The sequence below is a fragment of the Acidobacteriota bacterium genome (genome assembly GCA_009838525.1).
In the GTDB taxonomy this organism is placed as follows: Bacteria; Acidobacteriota; Vicinamibacteria; order Vicinamibacterales; family UBA8438; genus VXRJ01.
The window spans coordinates 143,816-164,366 of the sequence record VXRJ01000011.1; the positions used below are offsets into that span (position 1 = coordinate 143,816).

Annotated in this window: 16 protein-coding genes and 1 pseudogene; all 17 read right to left on the minus strand. The window is 68.8% G+C overall.

The annotated features are described in order from the left end of the window. Window positions 1–467 precede the first annotated feature (467 nt). The 17 genes and pseudogenes from ftsZ to ychF all read right to left on the minus strand — a co-directional run bounded on the left by ftsZ (window position 468) and on the right by ychF (window position 20,549). Window positions 468–1,466, minus strand: a pseudogene (gene ftsZ / locus F4Y45_03500) (cell division protein FtsZ). Beyond that, window positions 1,463–2,704: a cell division protein FtsA gene (ftsA, locus tag F4Y45_03505; protein MXY23574.1), complete on the minus strand. Its 1,242-nt coding sequence runs from the start codon at window positions 2,702–2,704 to the stop codon at window positions 1,463–1,465. The pseudogene ftsZ and the gene ftsA overlap by 4 nt, the downstream one beginning before the upstream one ends. A gap of 86 nt (window positions 2,705–2,790) precedes the next feature. Then, window positions 2,791–3,639: an FtsQ-type POTRA domain-containing protein gene (locus F4Y45_03510; GenBank protein ID MXY23575.1), complete on the minus strand. Its 849-nt coding sequence runs from the start codon at window positions 3,637–3,639 to the stop codon at window positions 2,791–2,793. Then, on the minus strand, window positions 3,636–5,036 hold the full coding sequence (locus tag F4Y45_03515) for a UDP-N-acetylmuramate--L-alanine ligase (GenBank protein ID MXY23576.1): 1,401 nt from the start codon (window positions 5,034–5,036) through the stop codon (window positions 3,636–3,638). Before F4Y45_03515 ends, F4Y45_03510 begins: the two co-directional genes overlap by 4 nt. Window positions 5,037–5,067: 31 nt before the next feature. Further along, a complete protein-coding gene (gene murG, locus F4Y45_03520; GenBank protein ID MXY23577.1) occupies window positions 5,068–6,162 on the minus strand; it encodes an undecaprenyldiphospho-muramoylpentapeptide beta-N-acetylglucosaminyltransferase in 1,095 nt (364 codons plus the stop codon). Continuing rightward, a complete protein-coding gene (gene ftsW, locus F4Y45_03525; GenBank protein MXY23578.1) occupies window positions 6,159–7,259 on the minus strand; it encodes a putative lipid II flippase FtsW in 1,101 nt (366 codons plus the stop codon). Before ftsW ends, murG begins: the two co-directional genes overlap by 4 nt. Before the next feature lie 188 nt (window positions 7,260–7,447). Beyond that, entirely contained in the window at window positions 7,448–8,815 is a 1,368-nt protein-coding gene (gene murD / locus F4Y45_03530; protein MXY23579.1) for a UDP-N-acetylmuramoyl-L-alanine--D-glutamate ligase, read from the minus strand. Then, window positions 8,812–9,897, minus strand: coding sequence for a phospho-N-acetylmuramoyl-pentapeptide-transferase (locus F4Y45_03535; GenBank protein ID MXY23580.1), 1,086 nt, complete (start codon window positions 9,895–9,897; stop codon window positions 8,812–8,814). Before F4Y45_03535 ends, murD begins: the two co-directional genes overlap by 4 nt. Beyond that, window positions 9,897–11,384, minus strand: coding sequence for a UDP-N-acetylmuramoyl-tripeptide--D-alanyl-D-alanine ligase (locus tag F4Y45_03540; protein ID MXY23581.1), 1,488 nt, complete (start codon window positions 11,382–11,384; stop codon window positions 9,897–9,899). Before F4Y45_03540 ends, F4Y45_03535 begins: the two co-directional genes overlap by 1 nt. Next, on the minus strand, window positions 11,332–12,891 hold the full coding sequence (locus tag F4Y45_03545) for a UDP-N-acetylmuramoyl-L-alanyl-D-glutamate--2,6-diaminopimelate ligase (protein ID MXY23582.1): 1,560 nt from the start codon (window positions 12,889–12,891) through the stop codon (window positions 11,332–11,334). The genes F4Y45_03540 and F4Y45_03545 overlap by 53 nt, the downstream gene beginning before the upstream one ends. After that, complete coding sequence (locus F4Y45_03550; protein ID MXY23583.1) at window positions 12,891–14,993, minus strand: transpeptidase family protein; 2,103 nt, start codon at window positions 14,991–14,993, stop codon at window positions 12,891–12,893. The genes F4Y45_03545 and F4Y45_03550 overlap by 1 nt, the downstream gene beginning before the upstream one ends. Next, the gene (locus F4Y45_03555) at window positions 14,977–15,372 is read right to left on the minus strand and encodes a hypothetical protein (protein MXY23584.1); all 396 of its coding nucleotides are present in this window, start codon (window positions 15,370–15,372) and stop codon (window positions 14,977–14,979) included. Before F4Y45_03555 ends, F4Y45_03550 begins: the two co-directional genes overlap by 17 nt. Next, window positions 15,369–16,268 carry a 16S rRNA (cytosine(1402)-N(4))-methyltransferase RsmH gene (gene rsmH / locus F4Y45_03560; GenBank protein MXY23585.1) on the minus strand — a complete coding sequence of 300 codons (900 nt, stop codon included), beginning with the start codon at window positions 16,266–16,268 and terminating at the stop codon, window positions 15,369–15,371. Before rsmH ends, F4Y45_03555 begins: the two co-directional genes overlap by 4 nt. 64 nt (window positions 16,269–16,332) lie before the next feature. Further along, window positions 16,333–16,773, minus strand: coding sequence for a division/cell wall cluster transcriptional repressor MraZ (locus F4Y45_03565; protein ID MXY23586.1), 441 nt, complete (start codon window positions 16,771–16,773; stop codon window positions 16,333–16,335). Window positions 16,774–16,923: 150 nt separating this feature from the next. Further along, window positions 16,924–17,715, minus strand: a complete 792-nt coding sequence (locus tag F4Y45_03570) for a rhomboid family intramembrane serine protease (GenBank protein MXY23587.1) — start codon at window positions 17,713–17,715, stop codon at window positions 16,924–16,926. 84 nt (window positions 17,716–17,799) lie between these two features. Next, window positions 17,800–19,449, minus strand: a complete 1,650-nt coding sequence (murJ, locus tag F4Y45_03575; GenBank protein ID MXY23588.1) for a murein biosynthesis integral membrane protein MurJ — start codon at window positions 19,447–19,449, stop codon at window positions 17,800–17,802. Then, window positions 19,446–20,549, minus strand: coding sequence for a redox-regulated ATPase YchF (ychF, locus tag F4Y45_03580; GenBank protein MXY23589.1), 1,104 nt, complete (start codon window positions 20,547–20,549; stop codon window positions 19,446–19,448). Before ychF ends, murJ begins: the two co-directional genes overlap by 4 nt. Between the last annotated feature and the right edge of the window lie 2 nt (window positions 20,550–20,551).

A 20,551-nucleotide genomic window follows, 5' to 3' on the forward strand; every position in this document is an offset into this window, starting at 1 on the left:
CTCGTGCGCTACTCCCCCGCCGAGCGGAGAAACGCGGGGAGACGATCGTCGATGACGCCAAGCCCTTCCTTGCCCTCGCCGACGTCGAGGTCGATGTCGGCGGCGGGTTCACCGGACTTCGCGGCCTCCGCATCGGAAGCGATAGGCAAGTCGATGGTCGGCCGGCGCGCGATCGAGAAGTTCGTCAGCGCACGCGCCTTGGCAATCGCCTGATCGGCCGCGGATTCCTCCAGCGAAACGGGAGCGGGGTGGTCCGAAACATCCGCGTCCGCGACTTCAGCCCCCGCCCCTTCCGCCTCGACGACCTCGCCTACGGACTCCGTCGACATCGAACCGGCGACGGCGACCGCCCGCGCCGCCTCCTCCTCTTCCTGATCCTGCCGGGCGACGTAGGCGTTCAGGTCGTTCGGCGTCGGCGCGGCCGAGGCGGCGACGGCAACGGCTTCCGGCTCGACCTCCGCGGGTTTCGCCTGGTCGAACTCGGTGGCGATCACGGTGATCTTCACTTCTTCTCCCAGAGAGGGATCGACCACCGCGCCAAAGATGATGTTCGCATCCTCGTGAGCCACCTCCTGCACCGTGGTGGTCGCCTCGCTCACCTCGATCATCGACAGGTCCTTCCCGCCGGTAACGTTGACGATGACGCTGCGCGCTCCTTCCAGGCCGGCGCGCTCGAGCAGCGGACTGGAAACCGCGCGCGTTGCGGCATCCACAGCGCGGGACTCCCCCGTTGCGGTGCCGGTCCCCATGATGGCGGGCCCCTTGGCGGCCATCGTGGTCTTCAGGTCGGCGAAGTCGAGGTTGATCAATCCCGGCACGATGACCAGGTCCGCGATCCCCCGGATCGCCTGCACGAGCACGTCATCGACACACTCGAACGCCTGCATCAGCGGCATCGTCCGATCGATGGTGCCGAGCAGCCGGTCATTCGGAATCGTGATCACCGAATCGGCCGCCGCGTGCACTCTCGTGAGCCCTTGTTGGGCGCGCCGCGCGCGAACCCGCCCCTCGAAGGTGAACGGCATGGTCACCGCCGCGACCGTCAGCGCACCCAGTTCGGAGGCAAGCGAAGTCACGATTGGGGCCGCTCCGGTTCCGGTGCCGCCACCCAGGCCAGCCGTGATGAAGATCATGTCGGCGCCGGCCAGCGCGCTGAGCAGCTGCTCGGTATCTTCCAGGGCCGCCCGCTCCCCGATCTCGGGGTCGGCGCCCGCTCCCAGGCCGTTCGTCAGCTTCGACCCGATCTGCAAACGGATCGGCGCGCTGTTTTGTTCCAGCGCCTGCTTGTCCGTGTTGACGACTATCAGGTCGACGGTTCCGCCGCCAAGCCCGGCCTTCGACATCCGGTCGACGGCATTGTTGCCGCCTCCCCCGACGCCGACGACCTTGATGCGGGCCCCGGTTCCGGAAACATCCTCCAGCGTGATGCGAAGCGCGCGCTCCGCAGAGGTTTCTGGTTGGTTCATGAAAAATACTCCTTGAAGAATCCGCGCAGGCGGCCCGCTACCCGGCGGAGACCACCGGACGACCGTTCCCGATCCAAGGCGCGGTGTCGGTGTGCATACATGACGAGTCCCACCGCGGTGGCGAACGAGGGACTGCTGACGTGGTCGGTCAATCCACCGACGCCCATCGGCGTCCCGCGGCGGATTGGCAGGTTGAAGATCTGATCGGCAATCTCCGGCAGGCCGTCCAGCACGGATCCCCCGCCGGTCAACACGAGGCCGGAGTGGAGCGAGCTCTCGTAGCCTCCCGCCCGGAGGTCGTCCCACAACTTGTGGAAGATCTCCTCCGCGCGGGGCTGCAGGACTTCGGCGAGCAGGCGTCGCTTCAGCACGCGGGGCTGGCGGCCGCCCACGCTGGCAATCTCGATGGACTCTTCATCCTCAACCAGAGACGCGAACGCGCAGCCGCTTCGGCGCTTGGTCTTCTCGGCCTCCGGGATCGGCATGCGCAGCTGGACCGCCGCGTCGTTCGTGAAGTGGTCGCCGCCGATCCCGATGGCGCCGGTGTGCCAGACGCTGCCCCGCTCGAACACGGCGAAGTCGGTTGTGCCGGCGCCGATGTCGACCAGGGCGACGCCGAGTTCCTTCTCGTCCGTGGTCAGGACCGCTTCGGTTGCGGCCAGTGGACCAAGCACGGTACCCGCCACCGTCACCCCGGCCCGGTTGACGCAGGCGATCAGGTTCTGCATCGTCGAGGTGTTTCCGGTGATGACGTGGACGTTCACCTCCAGCCGGGCGCCGGTCATTCCCACCGGTGAACTGACGCCATCGTGCTCATCCACCATGTAATCCTGGGGCAGGATGTGCATCAGTTGCCGCCCGTGCGGCAGTTGGGCCCTGGCGTGGGCCGACTCGATGGCTCGCCGGACGTCCGTCCGGTCGATCTCGCGGTTCTTGCCGGCTACCGCCACCACGCCGCGGCTGTTGAACGCACGGGCGTGCTCACCGGAAAGCGCGACCCAGACCGTGTCGATCTCCACGCCCGCGGTCAGCTCGGCCTCCTCGATCGCACGCTTGATCGCTTCGACCGCCGCCTCGAGATTGACGACGACGCCGCGGCGGATGCTGTTGGATGCAGCAGCGACACCAATGCCGATGATGTCGAGGCTGTCGTCCTCCATCACCTCGCCGACGACAGCGGCAATCTTCGACGTCCCCACGTCGAGTCCCACCAGATACTGATCCCTACGTGCCACGATGCCTCCGTCGGCCGCAACCCGCGCGGCCCGCCGTTGCCGTCTTCCCCACTGCCGGTCCAGTCATGGCCGGGTCTTCCTCAACATCGCTAGCGCCGGTCAGGCGACATCCCGTCCAGTGCCGCAGGCCGGACGAACACCTGCCGGCCGAACCGCATGTCGACCGCGTCGACCGACGAAACGCCGCGACGAATGGCTCCTGCAACATCGATGTACGCCCGAAGCCGCTCCGCGAAGGCTGTCTCTCCGAGGTGGATCAAGGCGGGGTCGCCGCTCAGCAACACCACCGCGTCGTGCGGGTCGGTGACTTCGATCTGCGAAACACGCGCCGCGAGGGCGGGGTCGGCCGCCAACTCCGCGACGACACGCGCCGCGAGGGCGGTTCGCCTGTCGCGCACCACGCCGTCGTCCGTTTCGGCCGGGGCGGGCAGTCCGTCGACGATCGGCAGATCAATCTCCGCATAGCGAGGTCCGAACTGATCGATGAGATACCCGTCCGCATCCATCAGGTAGAGCCGCTCGCCGAAGCGGGCCAACGCGACGGGGCTGCGCTCGATCACCCGCACCTTGACGGTCGAGGGAAAAACCCGCCGCAGGGCCGCCTCACGGATCCAGCCGGAACCGAGCAGGGCGGCGCGGGCGCCGTCGAGGTTCGCGTCGAGAAGGTTCTCGCCACGGAGCGGCGCAAGCAAGCCAAGCAACTCCCCCTGTGACATCCGCGCGTGTCCGCTAACGGCAATCGTCTCGATGGCCAACGCGTCAGCATGACGCGCCGCGTACGCCAGCGGGGCCGCGCTCGCCGCGAGGGCCAGACCGACGAGCGTCCGGTGCAGCCACCTGCGACGCCGGCGAGCGGGCCGCGAGCGTCCCTGCACGCGGCGTGGTCCCCGCTTCGGCGTCGGACCCCCGGCGCGGCCCGCCGCAGGGCGCGGAGTCATCGCGTCCTCCTGTCCAGCGCGGCCTTTATCCGCGGACGGAGCCCACCAATGGGGCCGGCGCCCAGGATCACGACGGTGTCGCCATCTCCCGCCGCCGCCGCGACCCGCGCCGCCGCGTCTTCATGGTCCGCTGCGACGGCGATGGGAATGTCCGCGTGCCGCCGTACGGCCCGCGCCACGGCGTTCGCATCGACGCCTTCGATCGGGCGCTCGCTGGCGGCGTGCAGCCCGGTCAGGACGACGTGGTCGGCGAGGGCGAGCGCGGCGCCGAAGCGGTCGAGCAGCCGCGCGGTCCGGCTGTAGCGGTGCGGTTCGAAGACAAGAATCAGCCGGCGCGGATTCCGGAGACGCGCCGTCTCCACCACGGCGGCGATTTCGGTCGGATGGTGGCCGTAGTCGTCAATCAGTTCGACGCCACCCGGAGCGTGGAACGTTTCGAAACGGCGTCCGACGCCGGTGAACCTCGCGAGCGTGGCCGCGGCATCACCCGGCGCGACACCCATGGTCATCGCCGCGGCGACTGCGGCGAGCGCATCCAGCAAGTTGTGCCGCCCCGGCACCGGCAGTTCCAGGTCATGAGCTTCGCCTCCGGCCAGGACTTCGCAGCGTGTGCCTTCGGGGCCGTATACGGGGGCGCGGGCGCGGACGTGCGCCGTCTCCGAAGCGATGCCGAACCCGCCGGTCGTCGCTCGGGCGTCGCCGTACCGATCGAGTATCGCCTGGAGACGGGGATCGTCGGCGCACCAGACCACCTTTCCACCGCCCGAAAGGACGCGCCGGACAAAGGCGCCGAAAGCCTCTTCGAGGCCGCTCATCCCGTCATACGCCTCGAGGTGCTCGTCGTCCACGTTCGTCAGGACCGCCACCTGCGGGGCCAGCGCCAGAAACGACCGGTCACTCTCGTCCGCCTCGAGCACCATTACCTCGCCGGTCCCCTGGCGGACGTTGCCGCCGAAGGGGCGGACCACGCCGCCAACCACGACCGTCGGGTCAAGCCCCGCCCTTTCGAGCACGAGCCCAAGCATCGACGTGGTCGTGGTCTTGCCGTGGGATCCGACGACCGCGAGCGCCCGCTTCGTCCGGGCCAGCTCCGCCAGCATCGCGCCGCGGCTCACGACCGGGATGCCGCGGCGCCGCGCCTCGATCAGCTCCGGATTGTCCCCAGGAACGGCGGAAGAGAGGACCACCAGGTCCGGCGCGGCCGGCAGATCGAGATGCGACGCGTCATGACCCACGGCGATCGGCAGGCCGGCGGCACGCAGCCGTTCCACCGCGGCGGAAGCGACCAGATCCGAGCCGCTCACCTCGTACCCCTGGCCGTCAAGCAACGCCGCAATGCCGCTCATCCCCACCCCGCCGATGCCGACCATGTGAACCCGCTTGACTCCTTCGAGCACACGTGACGTCCCTTCACACGCTCGCCAGTGGTCATCCACCCGCCGTGGCGAGCCCCATCAGCTCTTCCGCCCGCAGCACGATGCGGTCCGCCGCATCGGGACGCGCCAACCGCCTTGCCGCCTCGCTCATGGACCGCCGTCTCGCCGTGTCCGTGGCCAACGCCGCCATTCGTTCGGCAAGCAGGGAATCCAGCTCCGCCTCCTCTATCGTCTCGGCCGCCCCCGCCTCGGAGAAGATTGCGGCGTTCCGCCGCTGGTGATCGCCGGCGGATACCGGCAGCGGCACCACGATCGCCGGCAGACCCGCGGCCGCCACTTCGGCAAGCGTGGTCGCGCCGGCCCGGCAGGCAATCAGGTCCGCCGCCGCCATCTCGTCCGCCATTGCATCGAAGAAGGGCTCGACGCGCGCGTCTATTCCCGCCCGCCGGTAGCCGTCACGCACGTGTTCGCAGTCGCGCTCTCCCGTCTGATGCGTCACGTCCATACCTCCCGGTACGGCGGCGGCGACGGCAGGTGCGGCTGCGAGCATGGCCACGTTCAATTGGTGCGCCCCCTGCGATCCACCGACGACCAGGAGGCGCGGACGCGCATGCGCGCGGGCCGCCCGTCCTGCGCCCGCCTCGAAGAACGCGGCGCGGACGGGGTTGCCGGTCACGAACGCCTTCGCGCCGAAGCGCGCCGCGGCCGATGCGAAAGAGACCGCCGCCGCCCGCACCACCGGGGCAAGCATCCGGTTCGTCACTCCAGGCACTGCGTTCTGCTCCATCAGCATCGTCGGCCGGCCGCTGAGCGCCGCGGAAAGAACGAGTGGGCCGGCGCTGTAGCCTCCCAGGCCGATCACCAGGTCGGGCCGGGCGTGCCGCAACAGCCGGATCGCATCGGTGAACGAGCCGGGAAGCTGAGCAAGCCCCCGGAGCACTCCCGGCAGCGATTTCCCCACCAGCCCCGCGCTCCTCACCACGACGAACGCAAACCCCTCCCGCGCGAGCGCGTTGGCCTCGACGCCACGCCCCGTCCCCGCAAACACGACGGAAGCCTCCGGATGCCGCGTTACGAGCGCTCGCGCCACCGCGATCCCGGGAAACAGGTGGCCGCCGGTTCCGCCTCCCGCAAACATCACCGTCATGTCCTGGCCGACGCGTGTTGCGACACGTTCAGCAGTATTCCCATTCCGACGAGTCCGATCAGCAACGACGACCCGCCCGCACTGACGAACGGCAGCGGGATGCCCGTCGTCGGCACGAGTCCGAGCACGACGCTGACGTTGAGGAAAGCCTGCAGCGCGACCATCGTCGTGAGGCCGATGGCGAGGAAGGCGCCGAACCGATCGGGTGCGTGCGTCGCCACCAGAAGCCCGCGCCAGGTAATCACCGCAAAACAGACGAGGATGACCGTGGCGCCCAGCAGGCCGGTCTCCTCGGCAATCACCGCGTAGATGAAGTCGGTGTGGGGCTCCGGCAGGTAGAAGAGCTTCTGCACTCCCCGCATGAGGCCCTTCCCGAAGATGCCGCCGGTCCCGACCGCTATGAGTGACTGGACTACCTGGAATCCGCCGCCCAGCGGGTCGGCCCACGGATCGAGGAAGGCGAGGACACGCGCCCGCCGGTACGGCACCTGCCAGACAAGCGCGTGGAGCAGCGGCGCCGCGAGCAGCGCCAACCCGATGAGGTACCGGTAGTGCAGCCCGGCGGCGAACACCATGACGCCCAGGATTACCAGGATCGCCATCACCGTTCCGAAGTCCGGCTGCAGCAGAATCAACACCGCCGCCGCGCCAAGAGCGCCTGCAAGGGGGAGTGTCGCCCGGAGCGATGAATTGACCCGCGCCATCTCGCGATCGAGTTGCGCCGCGGCGAAGATGATCAGGGTCAGCTTCGCCAGTTCTGACGGCTGCACGCCGAAGCCCGCGATGCCGAACCACCGGCGCGTGCCATTGATCGGCGCGGAAAAGAGAACCGCGACCAGCGCTAGCGCGGTAATCCCCAGCCCGGCCCAGAGCACGTACGGGTGCTTCAGCTCGCGATAGTCGAGCCGCATCACGAGCAGGAGCAGCAGGCCGCCGGCCACCACCCAGGTCGCCTGACGGAAAACGAAGAAGTCCGCCTGCTCGAACCGTTCCATGGCGAGCATCGCTGAAGCGCTGTAGACCATCACGACACTCGCCCCCAGGAGCACGAGCGTCGCAATGAAAAGGGGCTTGTCCGATTTCAGCTTTCGCGCCATACTCGCCGTCCGCTTCGTCGCCCGATCCGCGCTACAGGCGCGGAGCGCTCAACCCGATACAGTTGGGTGCCGGAGCGGTCAGCAGTCATCAGTCGGACCGGGGAGGAGACACCGACCTCGCAGACGAGGGTTGGTCTGCGTTCCCAGCAGCCGGCTCTCCGCCGCGCGAACCGACTGATGACTGCTCATCACTCCAGTGCTTGCACTGCCTCCCTGAATGCCGCCCCCCGCGCGGCGTAGTTGACGAACATGTCCAGGCTGGCGCACGCGGGCGCCAGCAACACGGTTCCCCCGGGGCGCGTTTCGGCCGACGCGGCCCCGACCGCCTCGGCCATGGTGTCCGCCTCGCGCACCGTCACGTCCGGGTCAAGCGCGGCGCGAATTCGATCGCGCGCTTCGCCGATCACCACCACCGTGGCGCCACGATCGACGAGCGCGGAACGGAGATCTTCGAAGCGCCCGCCCTTGAAGCGCCCGCCCAGGATGACGGTCAACCCGGGACCGAAACACTCGATCGCGGCGCGCGCCGCCACCAGGTTGGTCGCCTTCGAGTCGTTGACGTAGCGAACCCCGTTCACCTCCCGCACGAACTCGAGCGTGTGAGGCAGCCCGGTGAAGGACTCCACCGCGCGCGTCATCGCTTCGGCGGCCACGCCGGCAGCGGATCCAACCGCCGCGGCGGCGGCGACATCGCTCAGCAGGTGCCGGCCCGGCACGCGGATCGCGGTCCTCGGGATCAGGCGTTCTTCGCCAGCCACCGACCGCCGGGTGATCCACTCGTCGGTGACCTGAACGCCGTCAGCCAGCGGCGCGTCGATCGCGAAGCGGAGCGCGCGGGCCTGCCCCTTCCGCGCCAGCTCCAGCACCGCCGGATCATCCGCGTTGATCACCATGGCGTCGTCACTGGTTTGATTGGCGAAGATGCGTCCCTTCGCCTCGGCGTACTCCGCGAAGCTGGCGTGGCGGTCGAGATGGTCCGGCGACAGGTTCAGGCAGACGGCGATCCAGGGCCGGAAGGTGTCGGTAAGCTCCAGTTGAAAGCTGCTCGCCTCGACGACGTGAACCGCATCCGGCGTCGACGCCTCGACCTGGCTGCTCAGGGCGACGCCGATGTTGCCCCCCACGACCGCGCGCCGTCCGTCCGCGTCGAGCATGCGCCCGGTCAGCACTACCGTGGTCGACTTCCCCTTGGTGCCAGTCACCGCGACGATGCGCCCCCGGAGCCATCTGGCCGCCAGCTCCAGTTCACTCATGACCGGAATGCCCCGCGCGCGCGCCGCCGCCACTTCGGGCAGACGAGGCGAGACCCCCGGGCTCAGCACGATCAGATCGGCGGCAGCGAAAGTCTCCGGACGGTGCCCCCCCAGTTCCAGCGTTACACCCGCTGCCAGCAGTTCCGTCGCGGCTTCCGGCGTGTCGGCAAGGCGTTCGCTGAGCGTGACGCGCGCGCCGCGCCGGGCGAGGAGCCCGGCCGCCGCCACGCCGCTGCGGCCGGCGCCCACCACGACGGCCTCCGCTCCCGTCACCGAGTAGCCGCGCGCTCGGTCCCCGTTCATCGCAGTTTCAGCGTCGTCAGGCTGAAGAGCGCAAAGACGATCGCCAGGATCAGGAAGCGACTGATGATCTTCGGCTCGCTCCAGCCGATCTGTTCGAAGTGGTGATGAATTGGCGCCATCTTGAAGATGCGCCGACGGGTCAGCTTGTAGGAGCCGACCTGCAGGATGACGGACACGGCTTCGATGACGAAGACGGCGCCGACGATCGGGAGCAGCAGTTCCTGCTTGATCAGCAGCGCGACCGTACCCAGCGCGCCGCCTAGGGCGAGCGATCCGACGTCGCCCATGATCATGTCGGCGGGGTACGAGTTGTACCAGAGGAACCCGAGTCCGGCCCCGACGAGGGAGCCGCAGAAGATCGTCAGCTCGCCGGCGGGCGGGAAGCGGACGAGCAGCAGGAACTCGGCGATCTCGGCATGGCCGCTGACGTAGGTGAGCGCCGTAAACGCGCCCGCCGCCACGGTGAAGATGCTGATCGCCAGGCCGTCGAGCCCGTCCGTCAGGTTGACCGCGTTCGACGCGAATACCAGTACGAGCATTGCGAACGGGACGTAGAGCCAGCCGATGTCGGGCGTGAACTGCTTGAAGAACGGGAAGAGTATCTCGGTGCTGTAGACCCCGGCGGCGGAGAGCTGCAGCAGAGCGACACCGACCCCGGCCCCCACCGCCCCCTGGAGCACGAGCTTCCCGCGCGCGGAGAGCCCGCGATGGGAGCCTACCCGCACCTTCAGCAGGTCGTCGGCAAGACCGATCGCCCCGAACGCCGCGGTCGCGATGAACGCGATCCGGACATAGACGTTCGTCAGATCGGCCCAAAGCAGCGTGGGGACGAACGCGGCGGTCAGGATCAGCAGCCCGCCCATGGTCGGGATCCCCTGCTTCTGCTGATGCGTCGCCGGTCCGTCGTCCCGAATCGGCTGCCGCGCGCCGAGGGCGCGAAGCCAGCGGATCGTGACCGGGCCGAACGCGAGCGTCACCACAAACGCCGTGATGCTGGCCGCGGCGGTCCGGAAGGTAATGTACTGGACGACGTTCAACGCCCCGAACTGCTCGTGCAGCGGGAAGAGAAGGTGGTACAGCATCAGGCCCATACCTCCTTCAACCGGTCCGCCACCACCTCCGTGCGCGTCCCGCGCGACCCCTTGACCAGCACCAGATCGCCGGGCCGGATTCGCTCGATCGCCACGTCCGCGGCCGCGTCGCTGTCGGCACAAACGGCAGCGGCGGCGGCGGGCAAGCCTGCCGCCCGCGCGCCGTCGGTCAGCGCCGCCGCATCGTCGCTCCCCACCGCGATGACCAGGTCGAAACCGGCCTCTCTGGCAGCCCGACCGCTCTCACGGTGCAATTCCGACGCGCGGTCGCCCAGCTCGCGCATCTCGCCCAGAACGGCGACACGGCGCGCGTGAGCAGTCTCCCGGCCGAGCGACGCAAGGATCTGGGCGAGCGCGGCCGGATTGGAGTTGTAGGAATCGTCGACCAGCGTGATCCCGTCCCGCAGGCGAATGACCTCGCCGCGACGGGGCGGCGGTCCGAACGCTGCGGCGGTCTCCACCATCGCGTCCAGCCGCACACCGAAGCGGAGCGCGACAGCGATCGCGGCGAGGACGTTCGCGACATGCCCCGCGCCGACAAGGCGCGAGCGAACCGTGGCGTCGCCCGCCGGGGTGCGGACTTCCGTCGACCAGCCGTCGAGCCCGCGATCGGCCACCGCCGTTGCGCAAACGTCGGCAGCGGTCGCCGTCCCGACGCCGAAGGTCGTCACACCGCCCGGGAAACCGGCGATCCGGGCCATCGCGCGCGGGTCGCCCGCGTTCGTCACCAGGTGATCTTCCGGCCCCGCCCCTTCGAGAATCTCCGCTTTCGCATCGGCAATGGCCTCGATCGACGGGAAGGACTCCGCGTGCACCTCGCGCACATTGGTCCAGACACGGACATTCGGCTCCGCGATGCCGACCAGCGTCCGGATCTCGCCCGCGTGGTTCATTCCCAGTTCCATCACCGCCACGGGGGCGCCATGACGCAGTTCGAGCAGCGAGAGCGGGAGGCCGATATGGTTGTTCAGGTTCCCCGGATTCCGCACGACGCTATGGCGGGTCGCAAGAAACGCCGCGGTCAGCTCCTTGGTCGTCGTTTTTCCGACACTCCCGGTAATCGCCACGACCTGGGCGCCGGACCGCCGCCGGATGTGGCGTGCGATCGACTGGAGTGCCTCGGTGGTGTCGTCGACGACGATCACCACCGGGGCCACTCCCGTCCCGCTGGACCCGGGCAACGCTTTGCGGTCGCTCGCGATCACACCCGCCGCTCCTTGCTGTAGCGCGTCGGCGATGAAACCGTGACCGTCGAACCGTTCGCCGCGAATCGCGACGAACCAGTCGCCGCGCCGAATCCGGCGGCTGTCAATGGAGAAGCCTTCCACGGTGCGCTCCGGCCGACCGGACACGAGGACTCCCCCGGCCGCCGCCGCCAGCTCATCCGCCCGAAGCCGCACCGGCTCCCCACGTGCCACTCTCCCGTCACGCCTCGCTCCTGCCCCGGCGGTTGCCGAACGCGCGCCTGGATGGCGCACCTCGCTCGGCTAGCGCCGCGCGGGCCACGGCAGCATCGTTGAACGGCAGCACGTCCGGCCCAATGACCTGTGCCCGTTCATGGCCCTTGCCGGCAATTACGACCATGTCGCCCGGCGCAGCCTCGCCGATCGCCTCGGCAATCGCGCGAGCACGATCCGGGATCGTCCGATAGTCGACAACGTCGCTGCCGCCGGTGATGCCCGTTTCGATCTCCCTGATGATCGCGACCGGATCCTCCGAGCGGGGGTTGTCGGAGGTGACGATCACGAGGTCGCTCCACCGTGCCGCGGCCGCTCCCATCAGCGGGCGCTTTGTCGCGTCGCGATCACCGCCGCAGCCGAATACGGTGATTACGCGCCGGGTCGCGAGGGGACGGAGCGTTTCGAGGAGGCGGCGGAGAGCATCGTCGGTGTGGGCGAAGTCGACGATCACGTCGATGTCGTCGGCCGGCGTCGACACCTGTTCCATTCGGCCCGGCACCCCCTCGACCGCCTCGAGTCCTGCCTCGATCGCGGCGGACGGCAGGTCCAGCGCGACGCCGGCGGCGGCCGCCGCCAACAGGTTGCCGGCGTTCGTTCGACCCACGAGGGACGAGCGGATGTCGAGGGATCCGCGCGGCGTAGCGGCGGCGATCCGCGTTCCGTCAACCCCGGTGTCCAGCCGCGCGGCGGTGACGTCGGCCGGTGTGTCGAGAGCGTAAGTAAACGGCCGGCGCACGGTCTCGGCGAGGCGTGCGCCGTAGGGATCGTCGACGTTGACGATGGCGTGCGCACGATCCGTCAACAACTCGAAGAGCCGCCGCTTGGCGGCGAAGTACGACTCCATTCCGCCGTGGAAGTCGAGGTGATCGCGCGTCAGATTGGTGAAGACGCCTGCGTCGAACCGCACATGGTCCACGCGGTGCAGGGCGAGCGCATGGGACGAGGTTTCGAGCACGCAGGCGCGCGCCCCCGCGTTGCGCATGGCGCGAAGCATCGCGTGCAGGTCCGGCGCTTCGGGAGTAGTGTGAACCGCCGGCTGTTCATCTTCCGCGTCGTTCCGCGCGATTCGGTTCGAAACGGTACAGACCCGGCCCGACGGAATGGCCGCCTGCTCGAGGATGGATTCGATCAGGTAAGTCGTCGTGGTCTTGCCGTTGGTCCCGGTCACCCCGACTACCAGGAGCTCGCCGCTTGGGTCGCCCTGAAACGCAGCGGCGAGGGTGGACATCGCGATCCGCGCATTCGGGACAGCCAGCCAGGAAATCGGCAGGTCAGCCGGCGGCGGCGACTCTGCCACGACGAAGGCCGCGCCCCGAGCCGCCGCGTCGGCTGCGAACTGTCCGCCGTCGTACCGGGCACCCGGCACGGCGACGAAAACGGACCCCGCGGTGACGCGGCGCGAGTCGTAGCAGACATCCGCGACAGGCGCCTCGAGCAGCGCGGCATCGAGGGGGGGCGACGCGCCGCCCGGCGCGATCCCCGCACGCGCCAGCAGCATGGCGACGGTCACGAAACCTCCCGTCATCACGGTTCCACGAGTGGTGGATCCGACGGCGCCGGCGCGTGGCGATCGAGCCACACGATTGCGTCGTCGCCCGCCTCGATAGCAGCGCCGGCCATCGGATCATGTCCTGCCACGACACCGTCCCCGACGATGCGGGCACGCAGATCGAGCCGCGCAAGCGTCTCGACCACCTCGCGCGCACTCAGTCCGCGCAGATCGGGCATCCAGCGGCCAGTGGAAACGGGCCGGGGTGGGCCGGCGGCTGCCAGCGCCGGCTGGCGGTCGACCGCGGCCGCATCGGCCACCACGACCGGAGGCGCGCTATCGCCCGTCGCCGGCACCTCCAGGCGCCGGAACGCCTCCGAAGCGACCCGCCGAAAGATCGGCGCCGCCACCGCGCCACCGGTGTAGACCCGCTGCAGCACGCCGTTGATGACGGCGGAGCGGGGCGTGTCGATCATGACCAGCATCACGAAACGCGGATCCCCGACGGGCGCGAACCCGACGAACGACGCGTTGTGGTCGTAGTGCGAGTACACGCCGTCAATCAGCTTCTCCGCCGTGCCGGTCTTGCCGGCGATCGAGTAGCCCGCCACCCGCGCGTTGCGCGCCGTGCCACGCTCGACCACCTGCGTCATGATGTCGGTCAGCTCGCCCGCCGTCTGTCGCGCGATCGCACGGCGTATCACGCGACGTTCGCGCTCCTCACGACCATCGGACCGGATGACGGCGCGGACCAGCCGCGGCGCGATCAGTTCGCCGCCGTTCGCCACCGCGGCCACCGCGGCAGCCACCTGCAGCGGCGTCACCGCGACCTGGTAGCCCATCGCGATCGATGCGATGGCGCGCTGGGTGAGCGACTCCGCCGTCCAGACCAGACCGGAGCTCTCCGAGGGAAGGTCGGGTGATAGCGCCTGCCCGAAGCCGAAACGTCGGACGAAACGGCTGAGCCGCTCCGGCCCGAGCCGCAGCCCCACCTGGATCGCACCGACGTTGCTCGACCGGACAATCACGTCGTTGAACGTGAGCGGCCCCATCCTTCTGAAGTCGGGGATCCGGTCGCCGCCGACGACTATGTATCCGGCACTCACGTCGAACACCTCGTCGCGATCGACGACCCGCTCCTCGATTGCGGCGGAGGCGGTGACGACCTTGAACGTGGAGCCCGGTTCGTAGAGATCCTGCACCGCGCGATTGCGTCGCCGCTCCGGCGTTGCGCCCGCGAAAGCGTTCGGGTTGAACGTCGGCTCGCTCGCGAGCGCGAGGATGTCGCCGTTACGCGGGTCAAGCATGACCACCGCGCCGGCGTCCGCATTGTGCCTCTCGATGCCGGCGCGCAGTTCGCGCTCGGCAATGTGCTGCAGCTGTGCGTCGATCGTCAGCTCGATCGTGGCCCCGACGGTAGGAGGACGCTCAATCCGGCTGAACGCCTGCCGGCGTGCGTCGGTTTGCACCAGCACTTGGCCGGTGTCGCCACTGATCTCGCTGTCGTATGTCGATTCGATTCCGCTGAGCCCCTGGTTGTCCGTTCCGACATAGCCGAGCACGTGTGCGGCGAGCGTGCCGTTGGGGTAGTAACGACGATTCTCGGTCAGGAAACCGACGCCGCTCAGGCCAAGTTCAGCGACGCGGCGCGCCTCGTCAGGCGTCACGCGCCGCTTGACATAGGCGAACGCGTTGCGGCGACTGAGCCGTTCAGCGATGCCGCCGCGCTGCTCGCGCGCGCAGTCGTCCAGCGCGCCACACAGCGCGGCGGCGGCCTCCACCGGATTCTCCACCTCGGCCGGGACCGCGTAGATGGTGTCGGCGTCGACGCTGTAGGCAAGCACGCGTCCGTGCCGATCGACGATTTCCCCCCGTTTCGGATGGAGCTCGATCACGCGCTGATGCTGGTTGCGGGCCCGCTCCGCCAGGAAGTTGCGCTCAACTACCTGGAGGTGGACCAAACGCGCCTCTATTCCCGCAATCCAGATTGCGAAGCCGCAGCCGGCGACGATTACCCGCCGGCGCAACTTCAGGCGCCAGTCGAACTGCGGCGGACCGGAAGCGCGTTGCGGACCGCGCCGGAGCACACGGTCGAACCACATGCGGAACCGGTCGCGGCGTTCAGTTTGTCTGCGCATCGGCCGACTCCCGTGCCCCCGAATCGTCTCGCCGCTCGATCACTATCGCCTGGTCCGGCGCCGGCGCCACGAGATCCAACTGCTCGGTTGCGATGCGTTCAATCCGGCCAGGCGCCCGCAGGGTCTCGATCTCGAGGCGGAGATGCCGGTTGGTCTCCAGCTCGCGCGCCTGCTCCTGACGCAGCCGTTCCACTTCATAGCCATGCTGCAGCAACTGGAAATGCTGCCAACCGGTGACCAGAAGCAGGATCACGAAGGGAAGCACCACCAGGAACAGGCGCTGGAATTCACGCTGCCGCTCCGCATCCACCTCCCGATGAATCCGGGTGTTGCGGATCTCCTGCGTGTAGAGGTCCTTCAGGAAATCTTCCTGCTTCATGCGGACCTCTCGGCGGCGCGCAGCTTCGCGCTGCGGGCGCGTGGGTTGCGCGACCGTTCGCCTTCGGACGGACGGAGCGGACGCCTGGTCAGGACACGGACGGCCGATGAGGAAGGGCCGTTCAGGCCTTCGCGTTCGAGGCGCCGAAACGTCTGCTTGACGACTCGGTCTTCCAGTGAATGGAAGGTGATCACCGCCAGTCGCGCGCCGGCGCGGAGACGGCGGCAGACCGATTCGATCCAGGCGTCGATACCCTCCAATTCCCGGTTCACCCAGATCCGGAGCGCCTGGAAGGTGCGCGTCGCAGGGTGGATCCGCCAGCGGCCAGGGCGTCCCACCGCGCGGCGGACGGCGTCCGCCAACTGGCCGGTCGAGGCTATCGGCTCCCGTTCACGGACGGCTGCGAGGCTGCGCGCGATCCGCCGCGCGTGGCGATCCTCGCCGTATCGATAGATGACGTCCGCCAGCTCCGGTTCCGGCACGTCGCGCAGCAGTTCCGCCGCCGTCGGCCCGGTCGTGCGGTCCATCCGCATGTCCAGTGGCTCGTCACGCCGGAAGCTGAAACCGCGCGGACCGTCGAGCTGCATCGACGAGACTCCCAGATCGGCCAGCGCGCCGCCATCGATCGATCCGATACCGCGTGCGTCGAGGGTGGCATCAAGCGTCCGGAAGTCGGCGTGCGCCAGATCGACACGGTCGGCGAACGGTCGCAGCGTGTCGCGGGCGAGTGGCAACGCCTCGGCATCGCGGTCGATGCCCAGGAGTCGATCCGCCCCCGCTTCCAGAAGGGCGCGCGCGTGACCGCCGGCGCCGACCGTGCAGTCGACGAACAAGCCGCCACGGGCCGGATCGAGCAGCGTGACCACCTCGGCCGCCATTACCGGGGCGTGCGACATCGGCGCATTGCGGGGCGTCCGTTCGGTGCCAGCCATCGTCCTTCCGCCGGTCCTTCTTCTCGTGTCAGATCCCGTAGTCGGCCAATGCGCTCAAGTCGTCGTCGGTCAGCGGCTCCTGCTTCAACTTCTTCGCGAACCGGGCCTGGTTCCACACCTCCAGGTGATCGAGTTTCCCGAAGACCCGTGTTTCTCCCACCATTTCCGCCGCCTCGCGCAGATGGCCATGGATCGACACCCGCCCCTGCTGGTCGAACGACGCCTCCTGGCCGTAGAAACTGACGCGGTCGATGTAACGCTGGCGAGCGGGTAGCGTCGCCGGCACCTCCCGCAGCCGTTCTTCAAGGGCGGTCCAGACCGGCATCGGGTAGATCAGGACAGACCCACCGGTCAGACTGGTGACGTAGAGGGCATCACCGTACTGAGCGGTAATCGCCGTCCGGAAGGCGGTCGGCACCTTGAGTCGACCCTTGTCGTCGATCCGAGCGGAGATGCTCCCCCTCAGCACCTGGTTGCCCTCATTCCCGTTGCCGCCACGTGCTGCCTCGGACGGCTACATCACTCCACACCACTCCACTTCAATCCACTCGTATCGTAGGTTACCCCCGTCGCGATGTCAACGGAAGATGTGTTGCGAAGCGGGAATCCGGTTTTGCAGCTAGTGGACGCGATCGTCCCAGTTGCGCCCGCCGCCGCGGCCCTCGTAGACGTCGAAGCGCTTCCGGAGACGGCCCATCTTCCACTTGAACCAGCGGTACTTGATGTCGGCGACGACGCCGAGCCGGCCGAAGCCGACGCGCCGGTTCGGACCGCGCGAGCTGAGCTGGAGGTAGAAGTACCCGACGACGAGACCGCCGAGATGCGCGATGTGCGCGACGCCGCCGCCGCGTGGCACGGAAAGGAAGGCTATCGCGCCGATGATCATCACGAAGTACTTCGCCGGGACCGGGAAGAGGAAGAACATCAGGATCGGCGTCTCGGGGTAGTAGAGCGCGAACGCCATCAGCAGACCGTAGATGGCGCCCGACGCGCCAATCGTTACCGCCAGGTAGGTGGCGTCGGCAAAACCGAACGGCAGCAGGGCGACGGCGATCGTGGCGAAGCCCGCCCCGATGCCGGTGACGAAGTAGTACCGGAAGAAAAGCCGCGATCCCCACAACCGCTCGAGCTGCACCCCGAACATCCAGAGCACCAGCATGTTCAGCAGGATGTGGCCGAAACCGCCGTGCAGGAACATGTAGGTGAACGGCTGCCAAAGCCAGAATCGCGTCAGGACCGCGGCGGGCCGCAGGCCGAAGTACTGCGTGAAGAACGCCCCGAGCGGAGGCACGAGCGCCATCGCCAGGAAGACCCCGACGTTGGTCCAGAGGAGAAGCTTGACGGCCGGCGTCATCATCCCCGGCCCGAACGTGTACCCGCCGCCGTAGTCGAACCTTCGCATCGCGCTCATCGTACCAGTACGCCTATCCCCGCGTGCCTCCCGGGTCGATTCCTGCCGCCGGAGCTTGCGCGCCCACCGGGGCGCGCGGGCGCGCTAGCGCAGTCGGGCCGTCACCTGCTCGATGGCGAGGTCGACCTCCCGGATCCGCAGCACGCGCGCCGCCACGAACAGCACCGCGACGCCCGCCGTGATGGACGCCGTCACGCGCGCAAGGCGCAGGGGCAGCCCGACCCCCTCCCACGTCGCGGCCAGCCAGCCGTGCAGCCACCACGCTGCCAGACCCATCGCCGCCGACGCCACGGTTATCTTCACCAGCATCAGAAAGACACGAGGCAGATCGAGTCCATCCAGCCGTCGCCGCAGGAGGACCAACAAAGTCGCCGCGTTCACCAGGGCCGCGATGGACGTCCCGAGGGCCAGACCGCGGTACCCCATCACCTGTACCAGGATCAGGTTCAACACGATGTTCAGGACGACCGCCCCCACGCTGACAGCGGCCGGGATGCGGCTGTTGCCGAGCGCATAGAAGCAGGGAACCGCGATCCGGACCGCCGAGTAGCCGGCGAGCCCCGGCGCATAGAAGATCAGCGCCGCCGCGGTCGCCACGCTGTCGGCCGGAGTGAAGCTCCCCCGCTCGAAGATCAACTCGACCGCGGGTTGGCCCAGCGCGATGAGGCCTATCGTGGCCGGCACGCTCACCACCAGCATCAGCCGGAGCGCACGCGACACCGCGGCCCGTATCTCGTGCGGCTCGTTCCGCGCCGCGTGCCGCGAGACGACGGGCAGGTTCGCCGCCGCGATCGAGACGCCGAACAGGCCGATCGGGAGGTACATCACGCGGAAGGCATAGCCGAGCCACGACACGGCTCCGGTCCCCTGTCCGGTGGCCAGCACCATGTTGACCAGCAGGTTGATCTGTACCGCCGCGCCGGCCAACGTGCCGGGGCCCATCAGCCGGAGCACCTGTTGCAGGCCGGGATCCTTCGGATTGAGCGACGCCTCGTACCGGAACCCCTCCCGGAAGAGAAAGGGCGCCTGTAGCGCCACCTGCCCGATGCCTCCCAGGAGCGCGCCGATCGCTATCGCGACTATCGGATCGAGCCCGAGCCCCGGCATCAGCGGGACCAGCAGGGCGCCCGACGCAATGATGCCGACGTTGTACATCGCGGGAGAAAGCGCCGGCGCGAAGAACCGGTTGAGCGAGTTGAGCATCCCCATCAGCGCCGCGGCGATCGCGACCAGCGTCAGGAAGGGAAACAGGATCCGCGTCAGGAGCACGGTCAGCTCCAGCTTGCCCGGCACCTCCGCGTACGACCCGGCGAGCAGGCGTACGAGCGGCTCGGCGAAGACCATGCCGGCCAGGACAATGACGCCGGTGATTACGATGAGGGCATTCAGAAGCTGCGCGCCCAGCCGCCACGCCGCCGCGCGGCCGTCATGGGTCAGCTTGCGCATGAACGCCGGCACGAACGCCGCGCTCATCGCCCCCTCGGCGAAGAGATCGCGCATCAGGTTCGGAATGCGCGTCGCCACGTTGAAGGCGTCCATCGCATTGCCCGCACCGAACAGATAGGCGAGCACTTGGTCGCGCACGAGGCCGAGGATCCGGCTCGTGAGGGTGGCGGCGCCGACCACGCCGGCCGACTTCGCAAGGCGGGCAGACGGAGACGACTTACCGCCGGCCGGGTCCGGCCCGGTGGGCGTGCCCGCGGCAGGAGGCGCGCCGGCGCCGGATCCGGTCATACGGCGAAGCGGACGTTGATCACGTCGCCGTCCCGCACGACGTAGTCCTTCCCCTCGAGCCTGACCTCGGCCTGCCGGCGGCAGTCGGCGAACGTGCCCCGTTCGATCAGGCGGTCGTGATCGACCACCTCGGCCCGGATGAAGCCGCGCGCCAGATCGGTGTGGATCTCGCCCGCCGCCTCCTGTGCGCCGGTCCCCGCCGGGATCGACCAGGCGCGGCATTCATCCTCGCCGACCGTAAAGAAACTGATGTAGCCGAGCAGGTCGTAGGTCGCGCGAATCACGCGGTCCAGCCCCGGCTCGGAGAGATTGAGATCGGCCAGGAACACGGCGGCATCGTCCGGGTCGAGCTGCGCAATCTCCAGTTCGATCTTCGCGCAGACGCTGAGGGCGTGAATCGAGGGAGCCGCAACAAAACCGCCCAGTCCGGCGACCGACACCGCTTCGCCGGTCGCGCGGGCGACATCCGCCTCGTCGACGTTGAACACCAGCAGCAGCGGCTTCTCGGAAAGGAACTGAAAGCCGCGCAGGCGCCGCGCATCGTTCGCATCGAGCTGCAGGGTGCGCAGCGGCGTTCCCGCTTCGAGCGCCTCTACGCAGCGCTGGAGCACGGCCAACTCCGCTTCTCCCTCCCGGGCCTGCTTCAGTGCTCCCTTCTTCCTGTCCTGCTCCAGCCGTCCGATCCGCTTTTCCGCCACCGCGAGGTCGGCCAGAATCAGCTCGTCCTCCATCGCCCGCGTGTCACGCCCAGGATCCACCGAGCCGGCCGGATGCGGTACCGCGTCATCATGAAAGGCACGGACGACATGCAGTAGTGCGTCGGCCGTGCGGTACGGCGTGACGTCCACCAGCGCACCCGCTCCGGCGCCACCGTCCGCGCCGCGCCGCGCCGCCATATCAGCGAATGTCACCGCCGCCGGCGTTCGCTTCTTCGGCGAGTACAGGGCGGCCAGCCGATCGAGCCGCGTGTCCGGCACATGCGCCTGGCCAATGCTCGCGTCGTTGCGACCTCCCGCACGGCCCTCGTGTCCCCGCGTCAACAGGTGAAAAAGCGTCGTCTTGCCGGATGAGGCGAAGCCGATCAGTCCCGCGCGCAGCATGT